The sequence below is a fragment of the Marinobacter nanhaiticus D15-8W genome (assembly GCF_036511935.1).
Taxonomy (GTDB): Bacteria; Pseudomonadota; Gammaproteobacteria; order Pseudomonadales; family Oleiphilaceae; genus Marinobacter_A; species Marinobacter_A nanhaiticus.
In genome coordinates, this window is sequence record NZ_AP028878.1 from 4,070,516 (window position 1) to 4,092,922 (window position 22,407).

At 59.8% G+C, this 22,407-nt stretch carries 20 protein-coding genes and 1 other RNA gene; 3 read left to right on the forward strand and 18 right to left on the reverse strand.

All coding sequences use genetic code 11. The features are described 5' to 3' along the window. Positions 1 to 156: 156 nt before the first annotated feature. From ftsZ to rsmI, 17 genes are all read right to left on the reverse strand, one after another. Positions 157 to 1,314: a cell division protein FtsZ gene (gene ftsZ, locus RE428_RS18200; RefSeq protein WP_004583366.1), complete on the reverse strand. Its 1,158-nt coding sequence runs from the start codon at positions 1,312 to 1,314 to the stop codon at positions 157 to 159. Between the two features lie 106 nt (positions 1,315 to 1,420). Beyond that, positions 1,421 to 2,656 carry a cell division protein FtsA gene (gene ftsA, locus RE428_RS18205; RefSeq protein WP_004583367.1) on the reverse strand — a complete coding sequence of 412 codons (1,236 nt, stop codon included), beginning with the start codon at positions 2,654 to 2,656 and terminating at the stop codon, positions 1,421 to 1,423. A 21-nt stretch (positions 2,657 to 2,677) separates the two neighbouring features. Beyond that, the gene (locus tag RE428_RS18210; protein ID WP_004583368.1) at positions 2,678 to 3,523 is read right to left on the reverse strand and encodes a cell division protein FtsQ/DivIB; all 846 of its coding nucleotides are present in this window, start codon (positions 3,521 to 3,523) and stop codon (positions 2,678 to 2,680) included. Further along, positions 3,516 to 4,472: a D-alanine--D-alanine ligase gene (locus RE428_RS18215; RefSeq protein ID WP_004583369.1), complete on the reverse strand. Its 957-nt coding sequence runs from the start codon at positions 4,470 to 4,472 to the stop codon at positions 3,516 to 3,518. Before RE428_RS18215 ends, RE428_RS18210 begins: the two co-directional genes overlap by 8 nt. Beyond that, the gene (gene murC, locus RE428_RS18220; RefSeq protein WP_004583370.1) at positions 4,469 to 5,920 is read right to left on the reverse strand and encodes a UDP-N-acetylmuramate--L-alanine ligase; all 1,452 of its coding nucleotides are present in this window, start codon (positions 5,918 to 5,920) and stop codon (positions 4,469 to 4,471) included. Before murC ends, RE428_RS18215 begins: the two co-directional genes overlap by 4 nt. After that, positions 5,913 to 6,995 (reverse strand): undecaprenyldiphospho-muramoylpentapeptide beta-N-acetylglucosaminyltransferase, encoded by a 1,083-nt coding sequence (gene murG / locus RE428_RS18225; protein ID WP_004583371.1) that lies wholly within the window; start codon positions 6,993 to 6,995, stop codon positions 5,913 to 5,915. Before murG ends, murC begins: the two co-directional genes overlap by 8 nt. Continuing rightward, positions 6,985 to 8,190 (reverse strand): putative lipid II flippase FtsW, encoded by a 1,206-nt coding sequence (gene ftsW, locus RE428_RS18230; RefSeq protein WP_004583372.1) that lies wholly within the window; start codon positions 8,188 to 8,190, stop codon positions 6,985 to 6,987. Before ftsW ends, murG begins: the two co-directional genes overlap by 11 nt. Further along, positions 8,187 to 9,530 (reverse strand): UDP-N-acetylmuramoyl-L-alanine--D-glutamate ligase, encoded by a 1,344-nt coding sequence (gene murD, locus RE428_RS18235; protein ID WP_004583373.1) that lies wholly within the window; start codon positions 9,528 to 9,530, stop codon positions 8,187 to 8,189. The genes ftsW and murD overlap by 4 nt, the downstream gene beginning before the upstream one ends. Before the next feature lie 16 nt (positions 9,531 to 9,546). Next, complete coding sequence (mraY, locus tag RE428_RS18240) at positions 9,547 to 10,632, reverse strand: phospho-N-acetylmuramoyl-pentapeptide-transferase (protein ID WP_004583374.1); 1,086 nt, start codon at positions 10,630 to 10,632, stop codon at positions 9,547 to 9,549. Next, a complete protein-coding gene (locus RE428_RS18245; RefSeq protein ID WP_004583375.1) occupies positions 10,632 to 11,999 on the reverse strand; it encodes a UDP-N-acetylmuramoyl-tripeptide--D-alanyl-D-alanine ligase in 1,368 nt (455 codons plus the stop codon). The genes mraY and RE428_RS18245 overlap by 1 nt, the downstream gene beginning before the upstream one ends. After that, a complete protein-coding gene (locus RE428_RS18250) occupies positions 11,996 to 13,480 on the reverse strand; it encodes a UDP-N-acetylmuramoyl-L-alanyl-D-glutamate--2,6-diaminopimelate ligase (RefSeq protein WP_004583376.1) in 1,485 nt (494 codons plus the stop codon). Before RE428_RS18250 ends, RE428_RS18245 begins: the two co-directional genes overlap by 4 nt. Before the next feature lie 3 nt (positions 13,481 to 13,483). Then, a complete protein-coding gene (locus tag RE428_RS18255) occupies positions 13,484 to 15,229 on the reverse strand; it encodes a peptidoglycan D,D-transpeptidase FtsI family protein (protein ID WP_004583377.1) in 1,746 nt (581 codons plus the stop codon). 104 nt (positions 15,230 to 15,333) lie between these two features. Then, positions 15,334 to 15,729, reverse strand: a complete 396-nt coding sequence (ftsL, locus tag RE428_RS18260; RefSeq protein ID WP_004583378.1) for a cell division protein FtsL — start codon at positions 15,727 to 15,729, stop codon at positions 15,334 to 15,336. 2 nt (positions 15,730 to 15,731) lie between these two features. Continuing rightward, entirely contained in the window at positions 15,732 to 16,691 is a 960-nt protein-coding gene (rsmH, locus tag RE428_RS18265; protein WP_004583379.1) for a 16S rRNA (cytosine(1402)-N(4))-methyltransferase RsmH, read from the reverse strand. Next, a complete protein-coding gene (gene mraZ, locus RE428_RS18270; protein WP_004583380.1) occupies positions 16,688 to 17,149 on the reverse strand; it encodes a division/cell wall cluster transcriptional repressor MraZ in 462 nt (153 codons plus the stop codon). The genes rsmH and mraZ overlap by 4 nt, the downstream gene beginning before the upstream one ends. Positions 17,150 to 17,528: 379 nt before the next feature. Next, an RNA gene (gene rnpB / locus RE428_RS18275) (RNase P RNA component class A) lies at positions 17,529 to 17,889 on the reverse strand. A gap of 55 nt (positions 17,890 to 17,944) precedes the next feature. Continuing rightward, positions 17,945 to 18,817, reverse strand: coding sequence for a 16S rRNA (cytidine(1402)-2'-O)-methyltransferase (gene rsmI, locus RE428_RS18280; RefSeq protein ID WP_004583381.1), 873 nt, complete (start codon positions 18,815 to 18,817; stop codon positions 17,945 to 17,947). 275 nt (positions 18,818 to 19,092) lie between these two features. Between rsmI and RE428_RS18285 the strand changes: the two genes are divergently transcribed. The 3 genes from RE428_RS18285 to RE428_RS18295 are packed head-to-tail and all read left to right on the forward strand — an operon-like array spanning position 19,093 to position 21,875. Then, positions 19,093 to 20,889: a penicillin-binding protein activator gene (locus RE428_RS18285; protein ID WP_004583382.1), complete on the forward strand. Its 1,797-nt coding sequence runs from the start codon at positions 19,093 to 19,095 to the stop codon at positions 20,887 to 20,889. A 12-nt stretch (positions 20,890 to 20,901) separates the two neighbouring features. Further along, positions 20,902 to 21,282 (forward strand): YraN family protein, encoded by a 381-nt coding sequence (locus tag RE428_RS18290; RefSeq protein ID WP_004583383.1) that lies wholly within the window; start codon positions 20,902 to 20,904, stop codon positions 21,280 to 21,282. Beyond that, entirely contained in the window at positions 21,279 to 21,875 is a 597-nt protein-coding gene (locus tag RE428_RS18295) for a D-sedoheptulose-7-phosphate isomerase (protein ID WP_004583384.1), read from the forward strand. Before RE428_RS18290 ends, RE428_RS18295 begins: the two co-directional genes overlap by 4 nt. Positions 21,876 to 21,990: 115 nt before the next feature. On the opposite strand, the gene RE428_RS18300 is transcribed toward RE428_RS18295, so the two are convergent. Further along, positions 21,991 to 22,395 (reverse strand): ClpXP protease specificity-enhancing factor, encoded by a 405-nt coding sequence (locus tag RE428_RS18300; protein ID WP_169334094.1) that lies wholly within the window; start codon positions 22,393 to 22,395, stop codon positions 21,991 to 21,993. Positions 22,396 to 22,407: the final 12 nt, after the last annotated feature.

Here is a 22,407-nt window from a genome sequence, read left to right on the forward strand (position 1 = left end):
ACAAAAGTTAGATATCATTCGGGCAAAAAACTGCACGAAGCTTACCAGAAAGTAGCACTGAACACCATTTAACCAATCGGTAATTCCCGAAGGGTTACGGCTTTCGCCTTCCTAGTTTATTTCTATCTTATCCCGAATCCCTATTGAGACAGCTTATCAATCTGCCTGACGACGCAGGAATGCGGGAATATCGAGATAATCGACACTCTGCTCGTCACCATCACGCTCCTGGTCAATGGCCACGTTGCCATTGGCAACAGCGCGACGACGCAGGACCGCCGGGCGATCCAACTGGTGATAATCTGTCTTGCCATCCAGCGTCCGTGTGTTGTCCACCACCTTGGTCGGCTTTTCGCGCTCGCCGCCCAGGCCGGTGGCCACAACCGTGACCTTCAGTTCGTCGGTCATTTCCGGATCGATAACAGTGCCTACGACCACGGTGGCCGAATCGGATGCAAATTCGCGAACAATGTCGCCAACCTCGGAGAATTCGCCCAGGTTGAGATCCATGCCGGCTGTAATGTTGACCAGGATACCCTTCGCGCCCTGCAGGTTAATATCTTCCAGCAGCGGACTGCGAACTGCGGCCTCGGCGGCCTCGCGCGCACGGTTCTCGCCGGTAGCGCGGGCGGTGCCCATCATCGCCATGCCCATTTCGGACATCACGGTTTTCACATCGGCAAAGTCGACGTTGATCATGCCGTTGCGGGTGATCAGGTCGGCAATACCCTGAACCGCGCCCAGCAATACGTCGTTAGCGGCAGCGAAAGCGTCAAGAAGACTAGTCTTCTTACCCATCACTGCAAGCAGTTTTTCGTTAGGAATCGTAATCAGCGAGTCGACGCTGTCTTCCAAATCCTTCAGACCGGATTCGGCGACAGACATTCGCTTGCCACCTTCAAAATTAAACGGCTTGGTAACCACGGCAACGGTCAGGATGCCCAACTCACGCGCCACTTCGGCCACGATCGGCGCTGCACCAGTACCGGTACCGCCGCCCATGCCGGCCGTAATGAATACCATATCCGCACCCTGTAGGGCCTCGGCGATGCGATCACGATCTTCCAGCGCCGCCTGGCGACCGACTTCCGGGTTAGCACCCGCACCCAGCCCCTTGGTAATGTTGCCACCGAGCTGGATGACCTGCTTGGCCCCCATATCGGTCAACGCCTGGGCATCTGTATTGGCGCAGATGAAATCCACACCTTCGATGTCGCTGGTCAGCATGTGACGCACGGCGTTACCGCCACCGCCGCCAACACCTATAACTTTTATTACGGCATTTTGTTGCACGTTATCAACAAGTTCGAACATTTCCCCTACTCCTTCGTAATAGATTCCGACCTTTTGGTGGTCGATATTTTTTCGAGATACCTTCGTTTTACCGGCAAGGCCGGCGGTGCCGCAGTTTTACCGGTTCTCAGAAATTGCCTGTGAACCAGTTCTTCATGCGCTCGAACAGCGAAGGGGCATCCTCACTGCGGAGCACAGGTCCCTTACCAAGATCCATCTGGCGGAACCCGTAAATCAGCAACCCGACCCCTGTGGCATAGATCGGATTGTTGACTACGTCTTTCATGCCGGACACGGACTGCGGCGAAGCCAGCCGCACCGGCATATGGAAGATCTCCTCGGCCAGCTCCACGACGCCTTCCATCGTGGACGAACCACCGGTGATCACTACGCCCGCGGGGATAAGATCCTCGAATCCCGAGCGGCGCAACTCAGTCTGCACCAGGGTAAAGAGCTCCTCGTAGCGAGGCTCAACCACCTCCGCCAAGGCCTGGCGGGACAGGTCGCGCGGCGCGCGCTCACCGACACTGGGGACCTTGATGGTCTCGTCAGCGCCCGCCAGTTGAGTCAACGCGCAGGCATACTTGATCTTGATTTCCTCGGCATTCTGCGTGGGTGTGCGCAGCGCCATGGCAATATCGTTGGTGACCTGGTCGCCGGCAATGGGAATGACCGCCGTATGCCGGATGGCACCACCGGTGAACACCGCGATGTCGGTCGTTCCGCCACCGATATCGACGACACAGACGCCCAACTCCTTCTCATCCTCGGTCAGCACCGCATAGCTTGAAGCCAACTGCTCGAGAATGACGTCATCCACTTCCAACCCGCAGCGGCGCACGCACTTCTCGATGTTCTGTGCGGCGTTCACGGCGCAGGTCACCAGATGCACCTTGGCTTCCAGCCGCACCCCGGACATGCCCAGGGGCTCCTTTATGCCCTCCTGATTATCGATGACGAATTCCTGCGGCAGGATGTGCAGCACTTTCTGGTCAGCCGGGATCGCTACCGCCTGGGCAGCATCAATCACCCGGTCGATGTCCGCCTGCGTGACCTCCCGGTCACGAATGGCCACGATGCCGTGGGAGTTGAGGCTGCGGATATGGCTGCCGGCAATGCCGGCATACACGGAATGGATGCGGCAGCCGGCCATCAGCTCCGCTTCCTCCACTGCGCGCTGGATGGCATGCACCGTGGTCTCGATGTTCACCACGACACCGCGCTTGAGCCCCCGTGACGGGTGCGAGCCGATGCCGACAATCTCGATGGTGCCGTCCAGTTTGCGCTTGCCGACAATGGCCACCACTTTCGAGGTGCCAATATCCAGGCCGACAATCATGTTTTCCGTTTCAACCCCTGACATGTGCTTCACCAGATGAATGGTCTATGAATTTTTCTCAGGCGCTTTCTCAAGCGTCTTCCAGCGCACCGCCACGCCGTTGGTATACCGCGCGTCGATGAGTTCCACTTCGTCCGCTCGCGCGGCCAGGCGCTGTTGGTAAACGGTCAGGAATCGCTCGAACCGGCTTTCCACCTGATCCCGACCCAACGCCACTTCGATGCCATTACCCATGCGTAGCGTCCAGGCTCCGCGCTTTTCAAGGGCTAGCCCGGCAAAGCCGATGCCCTGTTCGTGCAACTCGTTAGCCATGGAGCGGGCCAGCACCAGTACCTCTTCCACCCGGTCATTAGGCCCGGCAAGCCGCGGCAAGGCGCCTGCGGCTTCCGGGTTGACCGGCTCGAAGACGTGTCCGGAGCGGCCAATAACCTGGCGATCGTTCCAGTAAGCCAGAGGACGCTCCTCGCGGATTTCCACCGCCAGGCGGTCGGGCCAGACCCGGCGCACGGCAGCCGACTCGACCCACGGCTCACGCTCCACCAGGCGCTTGACGTCTTCGAGGTCCGTTGCAAAGAAGCTGCGGCCGATCAGACTGCGCAGATCTGCGTCCAGCTTGTCTCGATTCAATCCGTTGAATTCGCCTTTGATTTCGACATCGGCAATCTGCCGATCCAGCGCGTTCAGCGCCGCGCCCGTCGCCCAGGGCACCAATCCAGCCAGGATCAGCACACCGGCACCCAATGACAACTGCAGCCACGGCAGACCAGCCAGCCACCCCAGGACGACACGTAGCGGGTTGAATGGCGTCCGCTCCGGTCCTGCGGTCGTGGCGCCGCGGCGCCGCGGGGGTTCCGGCGGCTGGCGCATGCGCAGGTGCATCAGGTCAAGCATGAGCGCTCTCCAGAGTGTCGGCGAGGATACGGACGACCAGTTCCTCGAAACTCAGACCGGCGGCTCGGGCCGCCATCGGCACCAGGCTGTGGTCAGTCATTCCCGGCACGGTATTCACTTCCAGCAGCCAGAATTCGCCATTGGCGTCCTGCATGATGTCGACACGTCCCCACGTGCGGCACCCCACGGCCCGGAAGGCCTCCAGCGCCAACTCCTGCAGCCGCAGCTCATCGTCAGGTGCCAGGCCGCATGGGACCCGGTACTTGGTGTCGTTGCTCAGGTACTTGGCGTCGTAGTCGTAGAAGACGTGATCTGTACTAAGACCGATCGCCGGCAACGCATGCCCCTGGAGCAGGCTCACGGTGAACTCCGGCCCTTCGATCCATTCCTCCACCAGCACGATTGGATCGTGCTGGCTGGCCACCTGGTAGGCTTCGACGAGTTCGTCCCGGGTATTGACCTTGCGGATTCCGATACTGGAACCTTCCCGGGACGGCTTGACGCTCAGGGGCGTGCGCATGGCCGCCAGGATCTCATCGGCATCGTCGGCAGCTGCCATGGTGCGGAACTTCGGCGTCGGCAGACCGCGTCCCTCAAAGACGTACTTGGTGCGCAACTTGTCCATCGCCAGCGCCGACGCCAGCACCTCGCTGCCGGTGTAAGGAATATCGGCTTCGGACAGGATCGCCTGGATCGTGCCGTCTTCCCCGCCACGACCATGCAATGCGATGAATGCCCGATCAAACTCGTGATTCTCGACGACAGATAGCAGGCTGCCCTGGACGTCCACACCATGGGCATCCACACCCGCGGCTATCAGCGCGTTGAGTACCGCCTCGCCACTTTTGAGAGAGACTGCGCGCTCGGCCGAATCGCCGCCCATCAGGACCGCAACGCGTCCGAAGGCCCGGATCATGTCCGGCTCTGCACGGTAGTTCGTGACTGTCATGACGCACCTCCGGATTTGAGACCCGAGGCTGCGAGCCGTGCCGCCAGACCACCGATGTCACCCGCACCCTGGGTAAACAGCACGTCGCCATCGCGCAGCGTGGTCGTCAGCAGGTGTTCGACTTCGCTCTCGTCCTCGACAAAGATCGGTTCGACATCCCCGCGCTGACGGATACTGCGACACAAGGCGCGACCATCAGCGCCGGGAATCGCCGGCTCGCCCGCCGCGTAGACATCCATGAGCAGCAGCGCATCCACATCGGACAGGACCTTGACGAAATCCTCGTAGAGGTCCCGCGTACGGCTGTAGCGATGCGGCTGGTAGAGCATCACCAGCCGACGCTCAGGCCAGGCTTCCCGGGCTGCGCGGATCACCGCGCCCACTTCCGTCGGGTGATGACCGTAATCGTCGACCAGGGTCACAGTGCCCTTATCAATCGGATAATCGCCGTAGACCTGGAAGCGACGCCCCACACCGGCAAAGCCGGCCAGCCCACGTGTAATGGCGTCATCGTCCACGCCTTCATCGGTGGCAACGGCGATTGCCGCCAGCGCGTTGAGCACATTATGGCGGCCCGGCATGCGCAGGGAGACCTTGAGGTCGGCGCGATCACCCGGCCGTTTGACGGTGAAGTGGGTTCGCAGCCCATCAGATTGGATATCCACCGCACGATAGTCCGCTTCGGGATCGTCGATGCCATAGGTGATGATCGCCCGGGAAATCCGTGGTGTTATCTCACGCACATAGTCGTCGTCGCTGCACATCACGGCGACGCCGTAAAACGGCAGGTTGTGCAGGAAGTCGACGAAGGTCTGCTTCAACCGCTCCAAATCGCCACCATAGGTGTGCATGTGATCCGCTTCGATGTTGGTCACCACCGAGATCACCGGTGTCAGGTGCAGGAAGGAGGCATCGCTCTCATCCGCCTCGGCCACCAGGTAGCGCGAGCCGCCCAACTGGGCATTGGTTCCGGCGCTGTTAAGCCGGCCACCGATAACGAACGTGGGATCCAGACCTGCCTCGCCCAACACGGACGCGATCAGGCTGGTCGTGGTGGTCTTGCCATGAGTGCCGGCGACGGCTATACCGTGGCGGTAGCGCATGATCTCCGCCAGCATTTCCGCACGCGGCACGATCGGTACCCGGCGCTCACGGGCCGCGGCCACTTCCGGATTCTCCGATTTCACCGCAGTGGAAACGACCACAACATCCGCATCGGCACTGTTCTCTTCGCGATGCCCGATAAAGATCTGCACGCCAAGACCTTCGAGGCGATCAGTCACAGCACCCTGTTTGATGTCGGACCCGGAGACCTCGTAACCCTGGTTATGCAGCACTTCGGCAATACCGCACATGCCGGCGCCACCGATGCCGACAAAATGGATCCGGCGGATCCGGCGCATCTCAGGCACCTGAAATACCAACGGCGGATTCGTTGTTTCACCCATGCGCCGCCTCCAGACAATAATTCACAACTCGCTCCGTAGCATCGGTACGGGCCAGCGAACGAGCCGCATCGGCCAGCGCCACAACCTTGTCGCGATCACTGGTCAATGTGCTCAGCGCCTCGGCCAGCACCTCTTCAGTCAGTTTGTTCTGAGGGATGAGAATGGCAGCGCCGGCCTTGACCATCTGCTGTCCATTCAATGTTTGGTGATCATCCACCGCATGCGGGAACGGTACCAGGATCGCGCCCAGCCCCACCGCACAGAGTTCCGCAATCGTCAATGCGCCGGCCCGGCAGAGCACCACGTCGGCCCAACTATAGGCCGCGGCCATATCCTTGATGAACGGTTCCAGCTCCGCCTGCACACCGGCTTCCCGGTAATAGTCTTCGGTGTTTTCCAGATTCCGTGTTCCGCACTGGTGGCGTACGGTGGGCCGCTGTTCTTCCGGCAGCAAGGCCAGCGCCTTTGGCAGCACGGTATTGATCGCCTGGGCACCAAGGCTTCCACCGAGCACCAGCAGGCGCACAGGACCCTCGCGACCGACCATACGCTGTTGCGGTTCGTCGATGTCCGCCAGGTCACTGCGCACCGGATTACCGGTATAGCGGGTCACCACCCGGCTTCCGAAACTGCCCGGAAACGCTTCCATAACCGTTTTGGCAAACTTCGCCAGGATCCGGTTGGTCATCCCGGCAATGGCATTTTGTTCGTGCACCAGCAGGGGTGTCCGCGTCATCCAGGCGGCAACTCCACCAGGGCCAGTCACAAACCCGCCCATTCCAATGACACAGTGCGGCCGGATCTCGCGGACGACTTCCAGCGCTTGCTTGAGCGCCCGTGCCAAGCGGAACGGCGCCATGAGCAATGCCAACTGTCCCTTGCCCCGCAGGCCGGACACGGAGATCGTCGACAGCGGGATATCTGTTTCGCCGATCAGCCGTTCTTCCATGCCACCGCGGGACCCCAGCCAGAAGACCTCGTGGCCGCACTCCTGCAACCTACGGGCTGTCGCCAGGGCCGGAAAGACGTGACCACCGGTGCCGCCAGCCATAATAAGGAAGCGCTTAGTCGTCATACCGCGCGCCTCCTTTCGGTTTGCGCCCGTTGCCTTTGTCACGGTCGGCCTGTTCGAGCCGATCAAGGCGCTCCATTTCGATACGAGCCAAAACGCCGATGCAGACACAGGTGGCCAGCAGGCTGCTGCCGCCATAACTTACCAACGGCAGGGTCAGCCCCTTAGTCGGCAGGAGGCCGGTGTTAACCGCCATATTGATGACCGCCTGCAAACCAATAAGCAGGGTCAGGCCATAGCCGAAGCAGGAGGCAAACGGCATCTTCGCCTCTTCGGCGCGCCGGGAGATGACCAGCCCCACCCAAACCAGCAGACCAAACAGGACCAGTACCGCCAGCGATCCGATCAAACCGAACTCCTCAGCGATAATGGCGAAGATGAAGTCGGTATGGGCTTCCGGCAGGTAGAACAGCTTCTGGATCGAATTACCGAGTCCCACACCCGTCCATTCGCCGCGACCAAACGCGATCAAAGACTGTGTGAGCTGGTAGCCGGTATCGAACTGGTCCTGCCACGGATCGAGGTAGGACACCACCCGCTTTAGCCGGTAAGGCTGGAACACCACAAGCGCCGCCCCCATTGCCACGCAGACCGCGATCAGAGGCAGGAAACGGCTCAGCCGCACACCACTCAGGAAAATCATGCCCAGGGCCGAAGCCATAAGGACAACCGTTGCGCCGAAGTCGGGCTCGATAACCAACAGCACCGAGGCAAAGGCCAACACGATGACCGGCTTCAGGAAGCCCAGCCATGTGTTCACCAACTCGTCCCGACGACGTACCACATAGCCAGCGAGGTAAGCAATCAGGCAGATCTTGGCCACCTCGGAAACCTGGACGTTAAACAGCCCCAGGGGGATCCAACGAGTGGAGCCGTTGACAGTACGGCCCAGCGGCGTCAGCACCAACGCCAGAATCAGGAGCCCCACCCCCAGCAACAACCAGCCACTGCGCTCCCACCAGCTCAGGGGTACGTTGGCCACCATCAGTGCAACGCCAATACCCAGCAAGGCGTAAACAAGTTGTCGGGCCATATAGTAGTAGGCGCTATTCATGTTCAGTGCCGCGGTATCCATAGACGCGGACCCAATCATGACGACACCGACCAGCAGCAGCGTGACCGAGCTGAAGATCAACAATGACAGTGGCGGGATACCACGCTGTTCAGGCGCAGACGTCAAATGCAGGGAGAAGCTCATGACAACGCCTCCACCTGCTCGACGAAAGCCGCGCCGCGGGCTTCGTAGTTGGTAAACATGTCCAGGCTGGCACAAGCTGGCGACAGCAGAACCCGGTCACCGGCATGAGCCTCGCGAGCCGCAGTTTCAACTGCCGCCGGCAGATCCTTTACACGCGATACCACGACCTGGTCTGTCAGGGTCTCTTCCAGGCGGGCGGCGTCCTTACCAAACACCACCACATGGCGACAGGTACGGCGCACGACATCCCGCAACGGTGCAAAGTCCGCGCCTTTACCGTCGCCACCCGCGATCAACACGAGTTGACCGACGGTCGGTTTGAGACTATCCAGGGCTGCGACCGTGGCACCCACGTTCGTGCCCTTGGAATCGTCGATGTATTCAACGCCATTCACGGTACGTACGAACTGACACCGGTGCGGCAAGCCCTCGAAGCGACGGGCGACATCGAGCATGGTGTTCATGGGCAGACCCACACAGTCTCCCAGGGCCAGTGCAGCCATGATATTGAGCAGGTTGTGGAGACCGATCAGCTTGAGCTCATCTGTGCGAATCAGGTTGTCGAAACCATAGGTGATCCACAGCTGCCCCCCATCCTCACGAAGGCTGAACGTACCGGGATTTATCCGGTGCTGGCCATAACAGCGGAAGCTCAGGTTGTCCCGGGCCATGGGCTGGCTCAGGGCGTCGTCGAGATTGATCACCGCTTTCCTGCAGCCGTTATAGATGCGCTGCTTGGCCTGGAAGTACGACATCTTCGTGGGATAGCGATCCATATGATCATCAGTGACATTGAGGATGGTTGCCGCCTCCGCACCCAGCGCTTCGGTCGTTTCCAGCTGAAAGCTGGAGAGCTCCAGCACATAGAGTTCGATGCTCTCATCAAGCAGGTCCAGCGCAGGTGTGCCGATATTGCCACCCACCGCAACCCGAACGTCGGCGGCTTTGGCCATTTCGCCAACCAGCGTCGTAACGGTGGTCTTGCCGTTGGAACCGGTGATGGCCACGATCGGTGCGTTGGCGGCCTGGCTGAACAGGTCGATATCGCCGCGTATCCAGGCACCCTGCTCCCTTGCATGGGCAATCGCCGGCGTTTCGATGCTGATGCCGGGGCTGACGACCAACTCGTTGAAGCCGGCAAAATAATCCGCATTAAATTCGCCGCACTGTACCGCCACATCAGGAAACTGCGCGCGCAATTCGTCCAGCCCGGGCGGGTTTGCGCGTGAATCGGCCACGGCAACAGACCGCCCCTGCTTTTGCAGGTAGCGCACGCAGGAGAGCCCGGTCTTACCGAGCCCGACTACCAGTGTGCGACGATCTGACGTAATGACGCTCATCAGTATCCCAACCGCCTCAACGGATCTTCAGCGACGCCAGCCCAACGAGGACCAGCACCACGGTTACGACCCAGAACCGCACGATCACGCGCGGCTCGGGCCAGCCTTTCAATTCAAAATGATGATGCAGGGGTGCCATGCGGAAAATCCGGCGTCCGGTCAGGCGGAACGAGGCCACCTGCAGGATCACCGATATGGTTTCCATCACGAATACACCGCCCATGATAAACAGCACGATCTCCTGCCTGACGATAACGGCAACCACCCCCAACGCCGCGCCCAGCGCTAGCGCGCCCACATCGCCCATAAAGACCTGGGCGGGATAGGTGTTGAACCAGAGAAAACCCAGGCCTGCGCCAACCAACGCGCCGCAGAACACTATCAGCTCGCCGCTGCCCGGCAGGTGCGGGATCAACAGATACTCAGCGAACTGGGCGTGGCCCGAGAGATAACAGAAGATCGCCAGCGCGGCAGCCACCATCACGGTGGGCATGATCGCCAGGCCGTCCAGCCCATCGGTCAGGTTCACCGCATTGCTACTACCCACAATGACGAAGTAGGACAGCAGGATAAAAATGATTGGCCCCATCTCCAGACTGACGTTCTTGAAGAACGGCAGGAATAGGGATGTCTCCTGCGGCAGGCTGGAGGAATAGAACAGTGCGACAGCCGCGCCGGCACCGATCACCGACTGCCAAAAGTACTTCCAGCGCGCAGGCAGCCCTCGGGGATTACGTTCAACCACCTTGCGGTAGTCGTCGACCCAGCCGATGGCGCCGAAGAACAGGGTGACCAGCAGGGTGATCCAAACGTAGCGGTTAGTTAGATCCGCCCAGAGCAACGTGCTGACGGCGATTGCCACCAGGATCAGCGAGCCACCCATGGTCGGCGTGCCCGCCTTGCTCAGGTGAGTCTGCGGCCCATCGTCGCGCACGGCCTGGCCAATCTGGTACTGCCCCAGCTTACGGATCATATAGGGACCGATAATCAACGAGATAACCAGCGCGGTGAGCACGCCGAGAATGCCGCGCAGGGTGAGGTAGCGAAATACCGTCAACTCATCGAAATACTGTGACAGGAGGTCTGCAAGCCAGAGCAACATCAGTTATTCACCTTATCAATCAATGCTCTGACCACGAGATCCATGGCAGAACTACGGGAACCCTTGACCATAATCGTCATCGGCGGCGTGCTGTGCGCCAACAGCCAGTCCGCGGCTGCTTCATGAGATGCGAATTGTTGCGCGCCGGCCCCGAAGCCCCGGACGTAGCCTTCCGTACCAGGACCCACGACCAGCAGGTGGGCGATGCCCAAGCGGGCGGCCAGATGGCCAATCTCTTCATGCAGGCGCTCGGCATCCGGCCCAAGCTCGGCCATGCGCCCCAGTACGGCAGCGCCGGTTCCACCCTGCTCCGCCAAGTGTTGCAAGGCGGCCTTCATGGATGTCGGATTGGCGTTGTAGCTATCGTCGACGATATTGACGCCGGACTGTAACGCAATCTTCTCCAGCCGACCTTTAACGGGTTTTAATTCATCCAGCCCCTCGACGATCGATTCGTCGCGCGCACCCAGGGCACGGGTTGCGGCAATGGCCATCAGGGCGTTAAGCAGGTTGTGCTTGCCAGGCAGGTTCAGGCGAATCTGTTGGCTCCAGCCGGTTGGCCCGACAGCATCGAATACCGTCTGGCCATTTTCTGAGCGAACATTACGATAGTGATAATCAGCATCACCCGCGGCGTCGGCACTAACGGTCAGAACGCGACGCTGCCCAGCCCGGGCCCGCCAGACCGGACAGGCTGGATCATCGCCGTTGAGGACCACCACCCCGTCGCTCGCGACGCCATCAATGATTTCCCCTTTGGCCTCGACAATATTTTCGTAACTGCCGAACCCTTCGAGATGCGCTTCTCCGGCATTGGTGAGGACGGCAACCTCAGGTCGTGCCAGGTTGACGGTATAGGCAATCTCGCCCACCCCGCTGGCCCCCATTTCAATTATCGCGTAGCGGTGCGCGGGCTCCAGGCAGAACAGGGTCAGTGGCACGCCAATATGGTTGTTGAGGTTGCCCCGGGTCGCCAGTGTGTCCCCTTCCTGTCGCAGGATGGCAGCCAACATCTCTTTGACGGTGGTCTTTCCACTGCTACCCGTCACGCCTACACAACGGGCCGGACTCGCCAACCGATTGCCGAGCGCCAGGCAGCCCAATGCTTTCAGGGTATCTTCCACCTTGAGCTGTGGCGCTGCGACACCATCCTGGATCTCATCCACCACCGCGGCGACGGCTCCGGCGTCGATGGCCTGTTGCACATACGCATTGCCATCGAACTGTTCGCCCCGTAACGCGACAAAGAGATCGCCGGGCTGGATCGTGCGCGTATCGGTAGAGACACCGGTGTAGGTCAAGGCCGACGCCATGGGCGCGGCACCGGTCATTTCCGCGGCGTCGCGCAGGGTAAATGGCTGCATCATCGCTCACCCTCCCTGTCAACCAGCGCTTGGCGCACTACGCCGGCATCGCTGAAATCAAAACGCTCGCCACGAATTTCCTGGTACGTTTCATGACCCTTGCCCGCCACCAGGACCACGTCCCCCGGTGCCGCTTCGAAAACAGCCTGACGAATAGCGGCTTCACGGTCGTGGACGACTTGGGCGACCTCCGGCCGGGAAAAACCGGTCATGATCTGATCGACAATAGCGCCCGGTTCCTCGCTCCGCGGATTGTCATCGGTAACCACAACCCGATCGGCAAGCTTCTCCGCAATGGTGGCCATCTCGGGACGCTTTCCCGAATCCCGGTCGCCGCCGCAGCCAAAGACACACCAAAGCCGCCCTTCGACATGAGGTTTCAGCGCTTCCAGGGCATTACTCAGTGCGTCCGGGGTGTGGGCATAATCCACCACGACGCTCACACCGGAGGCCCCTGCGAATCGTTCCAGACGCCCCGGGGGCGGTATAAGCCGACGGGCTCCAGCCTGGACGTCATCGATCGACACCCCCAACTGCAGCGCGGCAGCCATGGCCGCCAGCAGGTTGCTGATGTTGAAGCTGCCCATCAGCGGGGCAGAAACGTCAATCAGCCCCCACTTACCGTCGAACTGGGCATCGAACCCGTCGGCGTGGGTACGCAGGCTCTTCAACCAGAGTTCTGTCTGCGGCTCATGAAGGCTGTAGCGGATGCGGTCGCACTCGCCCTCCAGTTGGTCATAGAGCTGACGGCCGAACGGATCATCGAAGTTGATAACCGCAAATTCCAGCCCATCACGGCGGAACAATAACTTCTTAGCCTCGCCATAGGCATCCATGGTGCCGTGGTAGTCCAGGTGGTCCCGGGTAAGATTGGTGAAAATCGCGCCGCGGATAGAGATGTCATCGACCCGCCCCTGATCCAGGGCATGGGAGGACACTTCCATCGCCACGGCCTTACCTCCGGAAACCCGGATTCGACGCAGCGCACGGTTGATCCGCACCACATCCGGCGTGGTGTGCGTCGACGCCGTCATCTGGCCACCGACGCCGTAACCAAGCGTACCGATGACGCCGCAGGTATGGCCGGCGAACGACAGCAACTGGCTCAGGTAATGGGTAACGGACGTCTTGCCGTTCGTACCTGTCACGCCAATCACGTCCATTTCGCTGGACGGCGAGCGGTAAAAACGGTCGGCAATCACACCCAGCTTTCGCTTGAGTTCGGGTACGCTGACGATCAGGGCGCCATGCTGCTCGTAGCATCCCTGGGCCTCAACGGTTTCCAGCAGGATGACCACCGCTCCCGCGGCAATAGCGTCTTCGATGTAGTGGTCTGCAGATGTACGTGCCCCGCTGACAGCCACGAAAACATCGCCCGGCTTGACCTCACGGCTATCGGTGGTCAAACCATGGAGAGCAACGTCGAATACGGAAGGCACATCGACGATATTGTTCAGCAATACGCTCAGGGATGACATACACATGGCTTACCCCCTCCCCCCAGAAGCGTGGTCGGGCTTGGAAGCCAGTTCACCGTCCGTACCAAGCTCGGGGCGGACATTAAGCAAACGGAGCGCGTCGCCCATCACCCGGGCAAACACCGGGGCTGCGACTTCGCCTCCATAGTATTCTCCACCCTGCGGGGCATCCACGGCTACCACGCAGACGATGCGGGGGTTATCGACGGGCGCCATGCCGGCAAACAGGGCCTTGTACTTGCTATCCTCATAACCACTGGCACCTACCAGGTGCACGGTACCGGTCTTGCCTCCAGCTTCGTAGATACCAACCTGCGCCCGCTTGCCCGTGCCTTCCTCGATTACCGCCTTGAGCATCTGGCGCACTTCAGCCGTTACCTGCTCGGACAAGATACGCTCGCCCTGAGGCGGCTCGGACCGCTTCATCAGGCTCAACGGGTAACGGACGCCGCCATTGGCCAGCACCATATAGGCTTGGGCCAGTTGCAAGGCGTTAACGCTCAGACCATAGCCGTAGGACAGTGCCGCGACCTCGACCGGACGCCAGCGTGGGTTTGCCGGAAGCACGCCCACCGCCTCACCGGGAAAGCCGATACCCGTAGCCTGCCCCAGACCGACCCGAAAGAACATGTCCCGAACCATATCGCCGCCCAGTTCGGCGGCAACCTTCGCCATGCCGACGTTGCTGGACTTGGAAATGATGCCGCTCAGGTTCAGGATCTTATGATTACTGGTGTCGCGAATCGTGTAACGTCCAAAACGCAGAAAACCGGGCGACGTATCGACCCGGGTTTCTGGCGTGAACTTCCCCGATTCCAGCGCCGCCGCTGCTGTGATCGGTTTTATTGTGGACCCGGGTTCGAAAAGGTCCGTTATCGCCTTGTTCCTCAGATTGCCGGGGTCGAGCTGACTCCGATCGTTGGGGTTGTACGAGCCCTGATTCACCATGGCCAATACTTCGCCCGTATCCACGTCCAGCATGACCATGGTGCCGCCTTTGGCATTGTGGGCGCGGACGACCGCCTTCAGTTCCCGATAGGCCAGGTATTGCAGGCGAAGATCGAGGCTGAGCGATACATCCTGCCCCGGTCGCGCGTCCTTCACGAGACTAAGATCCTTGATAACGTGGCCGCGGCGGTCTTTAAGAACGCGCTTGCTGCCGCGCTCGCCACTCAGCCAGTCGTTATAAGCCAGCTCAATGCCTTCCTGACCTCGTTCATCGATATTCGTAAAGCCCACGACATGGGCAGTAACCTCGCCCGCGGGGTAGTAGCGACGATATTCGCGACGACTGTAAATACCGGGGATATCCAGATCCATCACCTGACGGGCCAGGTCTGGCTGGATTTTGCGGCTGACATAGATGAATTCGCGGCCTGCGTAGCGCTCCAGGCGAGCCCGCAAGCCGCCCTCGCTGATACCCAGCATGCGGGTCAACGGCGCAATTCGCGGGTCGCTGGGGTCCATCTCGCTGGGATTCGCCCAGATGGTCTCTACGGGCGTACTGATCGCCAGGGGCTCGCCGTGACGGTCGGTGATCATACCCCGATGGGCGTCGACGGTTTCGGTACGGACAGTACGCACGTCGCCCTGTTTGCGCAGGAAATCCTGGTCGACCACGTGCAGGTCCACCAGACGCCAGGCCAATACCACCATAACAGCGAGGAAAAGGCCGAGCACGGACGCATGGCGCCAAGCTGAAAGCAACGCCTTCAGTCTTTCGAACATGCTGGATGCCGACTTCTGCTCGGGCATAATCAGACCCTTTCCCTCACAACTTCACCTTGGATTCACGTTCAACGTAAGTTCGCGCGCCAAATAAGCGCCTGCTTTAAAATGAATTGTTATCTACAGTCGTTTTACGGTGTCGCCGGCACCAGTACGATGTCCTGCCGGCCAGGAACGATCATGTCCAGGTTCTGCGACGCGCGACTCTCCACGCGGCTATGTGCGCTCAACGCGCTCTGTTCCAGCAGCAGTTGGCTCCACTCGCGCTGGTAGGCGTCGCGCTGCCCTTGCAACTGAGCCAGGTCGTTGAAGAGCACTCGGTTGAGGTGGGCGCTGTACACGACCCCAACCGAGGACATGACCAACAGGCTCGCCAGACCCGCGGAGATAAGCACATGGCGTTGCCAGAGCCCTGCAAATATGCGGCGTGACAACCTTAGCGCGGTGTTGACGCCTGCTTTCATCGTTTCCGGGTGCAATTTCTTCCGCGTCTGCACCGCCGGACGTTCGATCGTGACTGCCGCCATCTTTAAACCCCACTCGTCCTCGACCGACGCTCCAGAATGCGCATCACCGCACTGCGAGCGCGCACGTTATCGGTCACTTCATCCGTTTCTGCCTTGATCGCCTTGCCGATCAGGCGAAAGTCCGACTCGGCCTGATCCGCCGTTACCGGCAACCCCCTGGGCAACTGTGGGCCCCGCGCCAAGTCCCGCATAAATCGCTTAACCATCCTGTCTTCCAGCGAATGGAAGCTGATCACCACCAGGCGGCCGCCGGGTTCCAGCAGATGCGCCGCCAACTTAAGCCCGGCCTCCAGGTCATCCAACTCCCGGTTGATGAACATCCTCACGGCCTGGAAGGTCCGTGTCGCCGGGTGTTTGTGCTTTTCTTTCCTGGGCACTGCTGCCGACACCAACTCCGCCAGTTCGCGGGTGGTAGCCAGAGGCTCTTCGACACGACGTTCGACAACAGCACGTGCGATGCGTCGAGAGAAGCGCTCCTCGCCGTACCGCCAGATCACGTCTGCAATATCCTTTTCCTTGGCCGTATTCAGCCATTCGGCCGCACTGGGGGCCTGTTGCGGGTTCATCCGCATGTCCAACGGGCCATTACGCATAAAACTAAAGCCGCGCGTCGCGTCATCGAGCTGGGGGGAGGACACACCCAGATCCATCAACATGCCGCTGATACCGCCCCAGCCCGCGTCCGCGACGAACCGATCCAGTTCGGCAAAAGAACCGTGACAGATATGGAAGCGCCGATCTTCTGAGGCCAACTGCTCGCCAACGGAAATAGCTTCCGGATCCTTATCGATACCGATAAGTTCGCCGTGCTCGCCCAAGCGCGCCAATACCTGACGACTGTGACCACCACGCCCGAAAGTGCCGTCGACGTAGCGTCCCGATGCATCGGCCACCATCGCTTCGACAGCTTCCTCAAGGAGCACCGACAGATGCGCCGGCTTACTCCCTTTTTGCGCCGTCATAGGGACAGAGACTCCATTTCCGGCGGAATTTCGGTGTCGTCATCGGATTCGTCGATCCATGCGAACCAGCGCTCTTCGTCCCAGAGCTCCAGCTTCCTGCCCTGACCGACCAACATCAGCTTCTTTTCCAGCCGCGCATGACGGCGCAGCGTGGGCGGAATAAGAATACGGCCCGCCGAATCCAACTCCATCGGCGCCGCATTACCCAGCACCAGCCGCTGCAGGCGCCGCACAGCCTTGCTCCTGTTAGGCAGGTTTTCGATTTTCGGCCTAAGGGCTTCCCACTCGGGCTCCGGATAGACCAACAGGCAACGTTCCTCGTCGGCGTTGTCGGCATTGGCCGTCAGCACGATGCGGCCGCCGCAAGCCTCGGTGAGGTCCTCGCGAACGCGGGCCGGGATCGCTATGCGTCCCTTCGCATCCATGTTGATGGCATGACTGCCGAGAAAGTTGCTCATATCTATCGCTGGCCAGCGGCCCGTCTTACGGCGTGTTGCCGATTAACCCGGATTGGGAGGTGGCGATTTTCCCACTCTCAACCCCCGAAAACCACAAAAAACCACATCTTTCCACTTTTTCCCACTCCTGCACACTATAGAAACACGCAAAATACAATGCAAGCGCCGCCAAAGGCGCCTGGCTTGTAAAAACTTTCAGCGATGACAAGGAGTTAGAGGAGATAAAACAACAGAAGCCAAAAGACTTGACAAATAACCTTCGAAAAATCAATCAGCTGAGACGGTTTTTATACAAAAAACCTTAGAAATAAGAATTTTTAGCTATAACGAAACCCAGTAGCGGGCTACTCGGATCACACAGAGGGGTATAAAGGAAGGAAAAAAGAGCTCGCCTGTAAGCCGGGTTCTGTCGAGAGCAGTCATTCATCTAGGACCTGCGTCACCACAGGCCTCAAGCAACCTACCCGAGTCCAGCGCGGGCCACGCCATCGGACTCCTATTTGGTCTTGCTCCAGGTGGGGTTTACCATCGCCGTGAACTGTTGCCAGTCACGCGGTGCGCTCTTACCGCACCTTTTCAACCTTACCGGCACCCGAAGGTGCTTAGGCGGTTTCCTTTCTGCTGCACTTTCCGTCGGCTCACGCCGCCCAGGCATTACCTGGCACCTTGCCCTATGGAGCCCGGACTTTCCTCCCCTCCAGGTCACAAGAACCTAGAGCGGCGACTGCCCGGCGAGCTCACGCGAGAAGATACGCTGGCACCCGGCGTGGCGCAAGGAAAAGGTGGTCGGGAGGTTTACCTATCGCTGTTTGACTTAAGCGCCAGCGCGCGCTGATAGAGCTCGTTACGGGAAAGACCGGTCACTTCTGAGGCCATCTTCGCAGAGACCTTGACCGGCAGCTCGGCCAATAGAACTTCGAGCAAACGGTCTGCATCCACTACGGCGGCCTCGTCGGTCTCCGCCTGGGCACCGGCAACCATCACGACATACTCGCCCCGCTCGGCGTAATCGTCGGTCCCCAACAACACCTCCACCTCTGAGGCAGTGCCGCTGTAAAAGGTTTCGAAGGTTTTGGTAAGCTCACGTGCCAGGACGACCTCACGGTCACCACCCATGACTGCCGAGATTTCAGCCATCGTCTCACGGACGCGGTGCGGCGCTTCATAAAATACCAAGGTACGGGTTTCTTTCTTGAGAGCGGCCAGGGCATCGGCCCGGGCTTTTCTCTTGGTGGGCAGAAAGCCCTCAAAGGTGAACCGGTGTGTCGGCAATCCGGCAGCGCTCAGCGCGGTGATGATGGCCGAGGGCCCTGGCACGGGCGTTACTCTCAACCCTTCAGCCCGGGCAGCCCGGACTAGAACAAACCCCGGGTCGGAGATCAGCGGCGTTCCTGCATCGGACACCAGCGCAATCGATTCGCCACTCTTGAGGCGGTCGATGACCTGGCCGCAACGCTCGCGCTCGTTATGTTCATGCAGCGCCAGCAACGGCTTCTGGATACCAAGGGCCTGAAGCAGGCGCTGACTGTGCCGGGTATCCTCGGCAGCAATGCAATCCACCCCGCCCAGGACATCTGCCGCTCGCTGGCTGATGTCTCCCAGGTTGCCAATCGGCGTAGCTACGATATAGAGCACACCAGATTCAGTGGCGGCGCCGGGTAAGGACATGGGATCGCTCCAGTTGTCGGGCAAGCAATAACACAATGACAGCTACGTCATGAGAAATCGTGGGCGAACTGGTAAACTCGCCTCTTGTCGATTCCAGGCATGATGCCCATGTTCCGGAGAGGCCACAAGCGGGAACATCCCCGCAACCTGCGAAACACCAACAGGCCCCGTACATTCGCCTTAAATGTGAGCATTGCATGACGATAAGAGCTTTATTTCGCACTCGCCCTGCGTTTTTTCTGGTCTTTCTTATATTGATGGCCGGCTGTACTCCCATGGGCATCCAACCGGATCAGGCGGATACGCCGGAAGGGGCCCTGGCCATCGCCGAATCAGCGGGCTACTCCGATACCGCCCTGAGAGGCCTTCTCAGCACGGCTTCCCGCTACCAAAACGCCGATCGACATCGCGATGCACGAACCATCCTGCAAAACGATGCGCTGAAACAGAATGCAGCGGGCGATACGCTTCACCAATACCGTCTACTCGCCATGGCCAGCATTGTTGCGCTGGACGACCGGAATTGGGCCGCATCCTTTATCAAAGACCTCCCCCTCGATCAATTTTCCAACTATCCGCAGGATAGACAAGCACGCGCCATCGACCTGCAGGTGGAAACCTTCGAACTGGCGGGTGATCATCTCTCGGCGGCACAAACCCTGATCGCATCCGCACCGCAAGACGGCGACGTTACAGTCTCGGAAAACGATAGGATCTGGCAACTTCTCAAACGAACCCCGACCACCAGGCTGAACCAGGCGGCGTCGACCGCGATCGGCTACGAACAGCAAGGCTGGCTCGAACTCGCCCTCTCCCTGCGTCAGCCCGGACTCAGCCTGGATTCCCAGGGCACGGCGGTCCGCGCATGGCAGCGCAACTGGCAGGATCACCCCGCGGCCAACCCGCTGCCCAGCGAATTGCGACTAATCGTCACGCTATCCGAAGAACGCCCGGAGCACGTTGCCTTGGCACTGCCTCTGAGCGGACCGCTGGCAGATGTCGGCCGGGCTATTCGCGATGGCTATTTCGCGGCCTATTACAGCGACGAAAACCGCGGCGGCGAAGAGAAGCTTCGCGTCGATGTCTACGATACTCATAACCAGGACTTTCCCGCTCTCTACCGGGAAATCATCCAGACGTCCCCCGACCTCATCGTAGGCCCCTTGGAGAAGAAGGCACTCAACGCCATTGCGGACCAGGCGCCCCTGGATACGCCGTTATTGGCGCTGAACTATCTGGATGACGCCAGCAAGACACCCGCACAACTCTACCAGTACGGCCTGTCAGCGGAGGACGAGGCTCGCCAGATCGCCGAACGACTGGTGGCGGATGACCGCCCCCAGGCCGTGGCACTCATCCCATGGGGCGACTGGGGCGATCGGGTCGAGCGGGCGTTGATCACGCGCATGAACGACATCGGCGGCAAGATCCTCAATGTAGTGCGCTATGATCGCGAAGAAAACCTACGCAAAACCGTTGCCACATTGTTCGACATTGACGCCAGCCGACAGCGCGCCATTACCGTAGAGGAAACCATTGGCTTGAACGTGGAGTTTGAGCCTCGCCGTCGACAGGACATCGACGCAATCGTACTGATCGCTTCACCTACGATAGGTCGCCAGTTCAATCCCCTGTTCGCCTTTTACTTTGGCGGCAACCTGCCAGTGTATGCCCCATCGACCATCTATACAGGCACCCAGGACCCTTCGCGCGACAGCGACCTCGAGAATGTACGCTTCACCGACATTCCCTGGATACTGAACCCCGAGTTACCGGCTCGGCAGCGCGCCAGCGCCGCACTCCCTGAGGCCACCCAGCGCTACGGTCGCTTGTTCGCCATGGGAATGGACGCTTACGCTCTGTCCTCCAAACTTCAACTGCTATCACAAGTGCGTGGCAGCGATATCGAAGGCCTCACCGGCACGCTTACCATGACCCCCGCCGGCGTGGTGAGCCGCGATCAGCAGTGGGCTATTTTCCAACAGGGCAAGCCCATGAAGCTGGAACCGGCCGTGACCCCGGAAGAGACACCCAGGAACGAAGACAGCGGAACACTGACACCCATCGAGTAACGGAAGCGAACCATGGCCGAAGCCAGGGAAGGCAGGCGCAAGCAGGGAGATGAAGCCGAAGAAGCGGCTGCACGCTACCTAAGCGCCAAGGGACTGCGAATCGTGCAGAGAAATTTCTACTGTCGAGGCGGCGAGATCGATATTGTCGCTTGGGACGGGGATACATTGGTCTTTATCGAAGTTCGGTATCGCGGCTCAGGCAGCCTGGAAAACCCGATGGAATCGGTAACAGCACGCAAACAACAGCGCCTGATCCACGCCGCCGCCAACTATCTGCAGCGGCAACGCCACTGGCAGGCTCCTTGCCGTTTCGATGTAATCGCCATAACGCCTGGGAGATTCCGACGTTATCGCGCACAATGGATTAAAAATGCATTCGATGCCTCAACATGACTGACCCGAATCCTGAATTCCTGATCAACTCCATGTTCGCCGAACATATGGAAAATGCAGCTCATACAGCTGCAGAGCTTGGCCCGGCCATTGCCGCCGCCGCGGACACACTCGTACACTCGCTGCTGTCCGACGCCAAAATCCTGCTCTGCGCGAACGGCAGTGCCAATTGTCTCACCCAGTATTTTTGCACCAGCCTACTGAATCGGTTTGACCAGGATCGTCCGGCGCTACCCGCCTTGAACCTCGGGGCCGACGCCACAACCTTTTCAGCCGTATGTCGCGACAACCGATTCAATGAGACTTTTTCACGTCAGGTAAGAGCGCTAGGCAAGGAGGGCGATACACTATTCGTGCTGGTAGATGACGGCCACAAGGCGAACCTTATCCAAGCCATCCAGGCTGCCCATGACCGCGGCATGAAAGTGGTGGTGGTCAGCGCCAAGGAAAAAACCGACGTAACCTCCCTGCTGCATCCAGATGATCACGAAATCGCCCTGCATAACCTGCCACCTCACCAGGCAACCAGCGTATTCATGCTGGTTATGAATGGCCTCTGCGCGCTTATCGACCAGAAAATATTTGGAGGCTAGCGCTAAATCCGCCGCATCAGAAACAACAAAGCCGACTCATGGTCGGCTTTGTTGTGTAAGCAGTCATTTTTGGAGCGATAATCTACGCGAACGCGGGCCAGTTAGACGCTATCGTTCACTTGACGACTTTGAGGCTCGGCTTTCCGGAGGGACGTTCCGGTGGTTGGCCAGTCCCCGCGTCGGGATCGGTGCCGTCAGGATCAGGTGTACCCGGCTCGCTACCAAACACCATCCCTTCACCATTCTCACGCGCATATATCGCAAGGACGGCAATCAACGGTACCGAAACCTGCATCGGCACCCCGCCAAACCGCGCACTGAACTCAAGCGCGCTGTTACCGATCATCAAGCCTTTTACAGCACTGGGACTGATGTTCAGCACAATCTGGCCATTCGCCACATGCTCGGCGGGCACCTGCACACCCTGAACACCTGCATCCACCAAAATGTACGGGGTGCAGTTGTTATCGAGAATCCACTCGTTAAATGCCCGAACAAGGTAGGGCCGGCTTGATGTCATCCTGAATGCCTT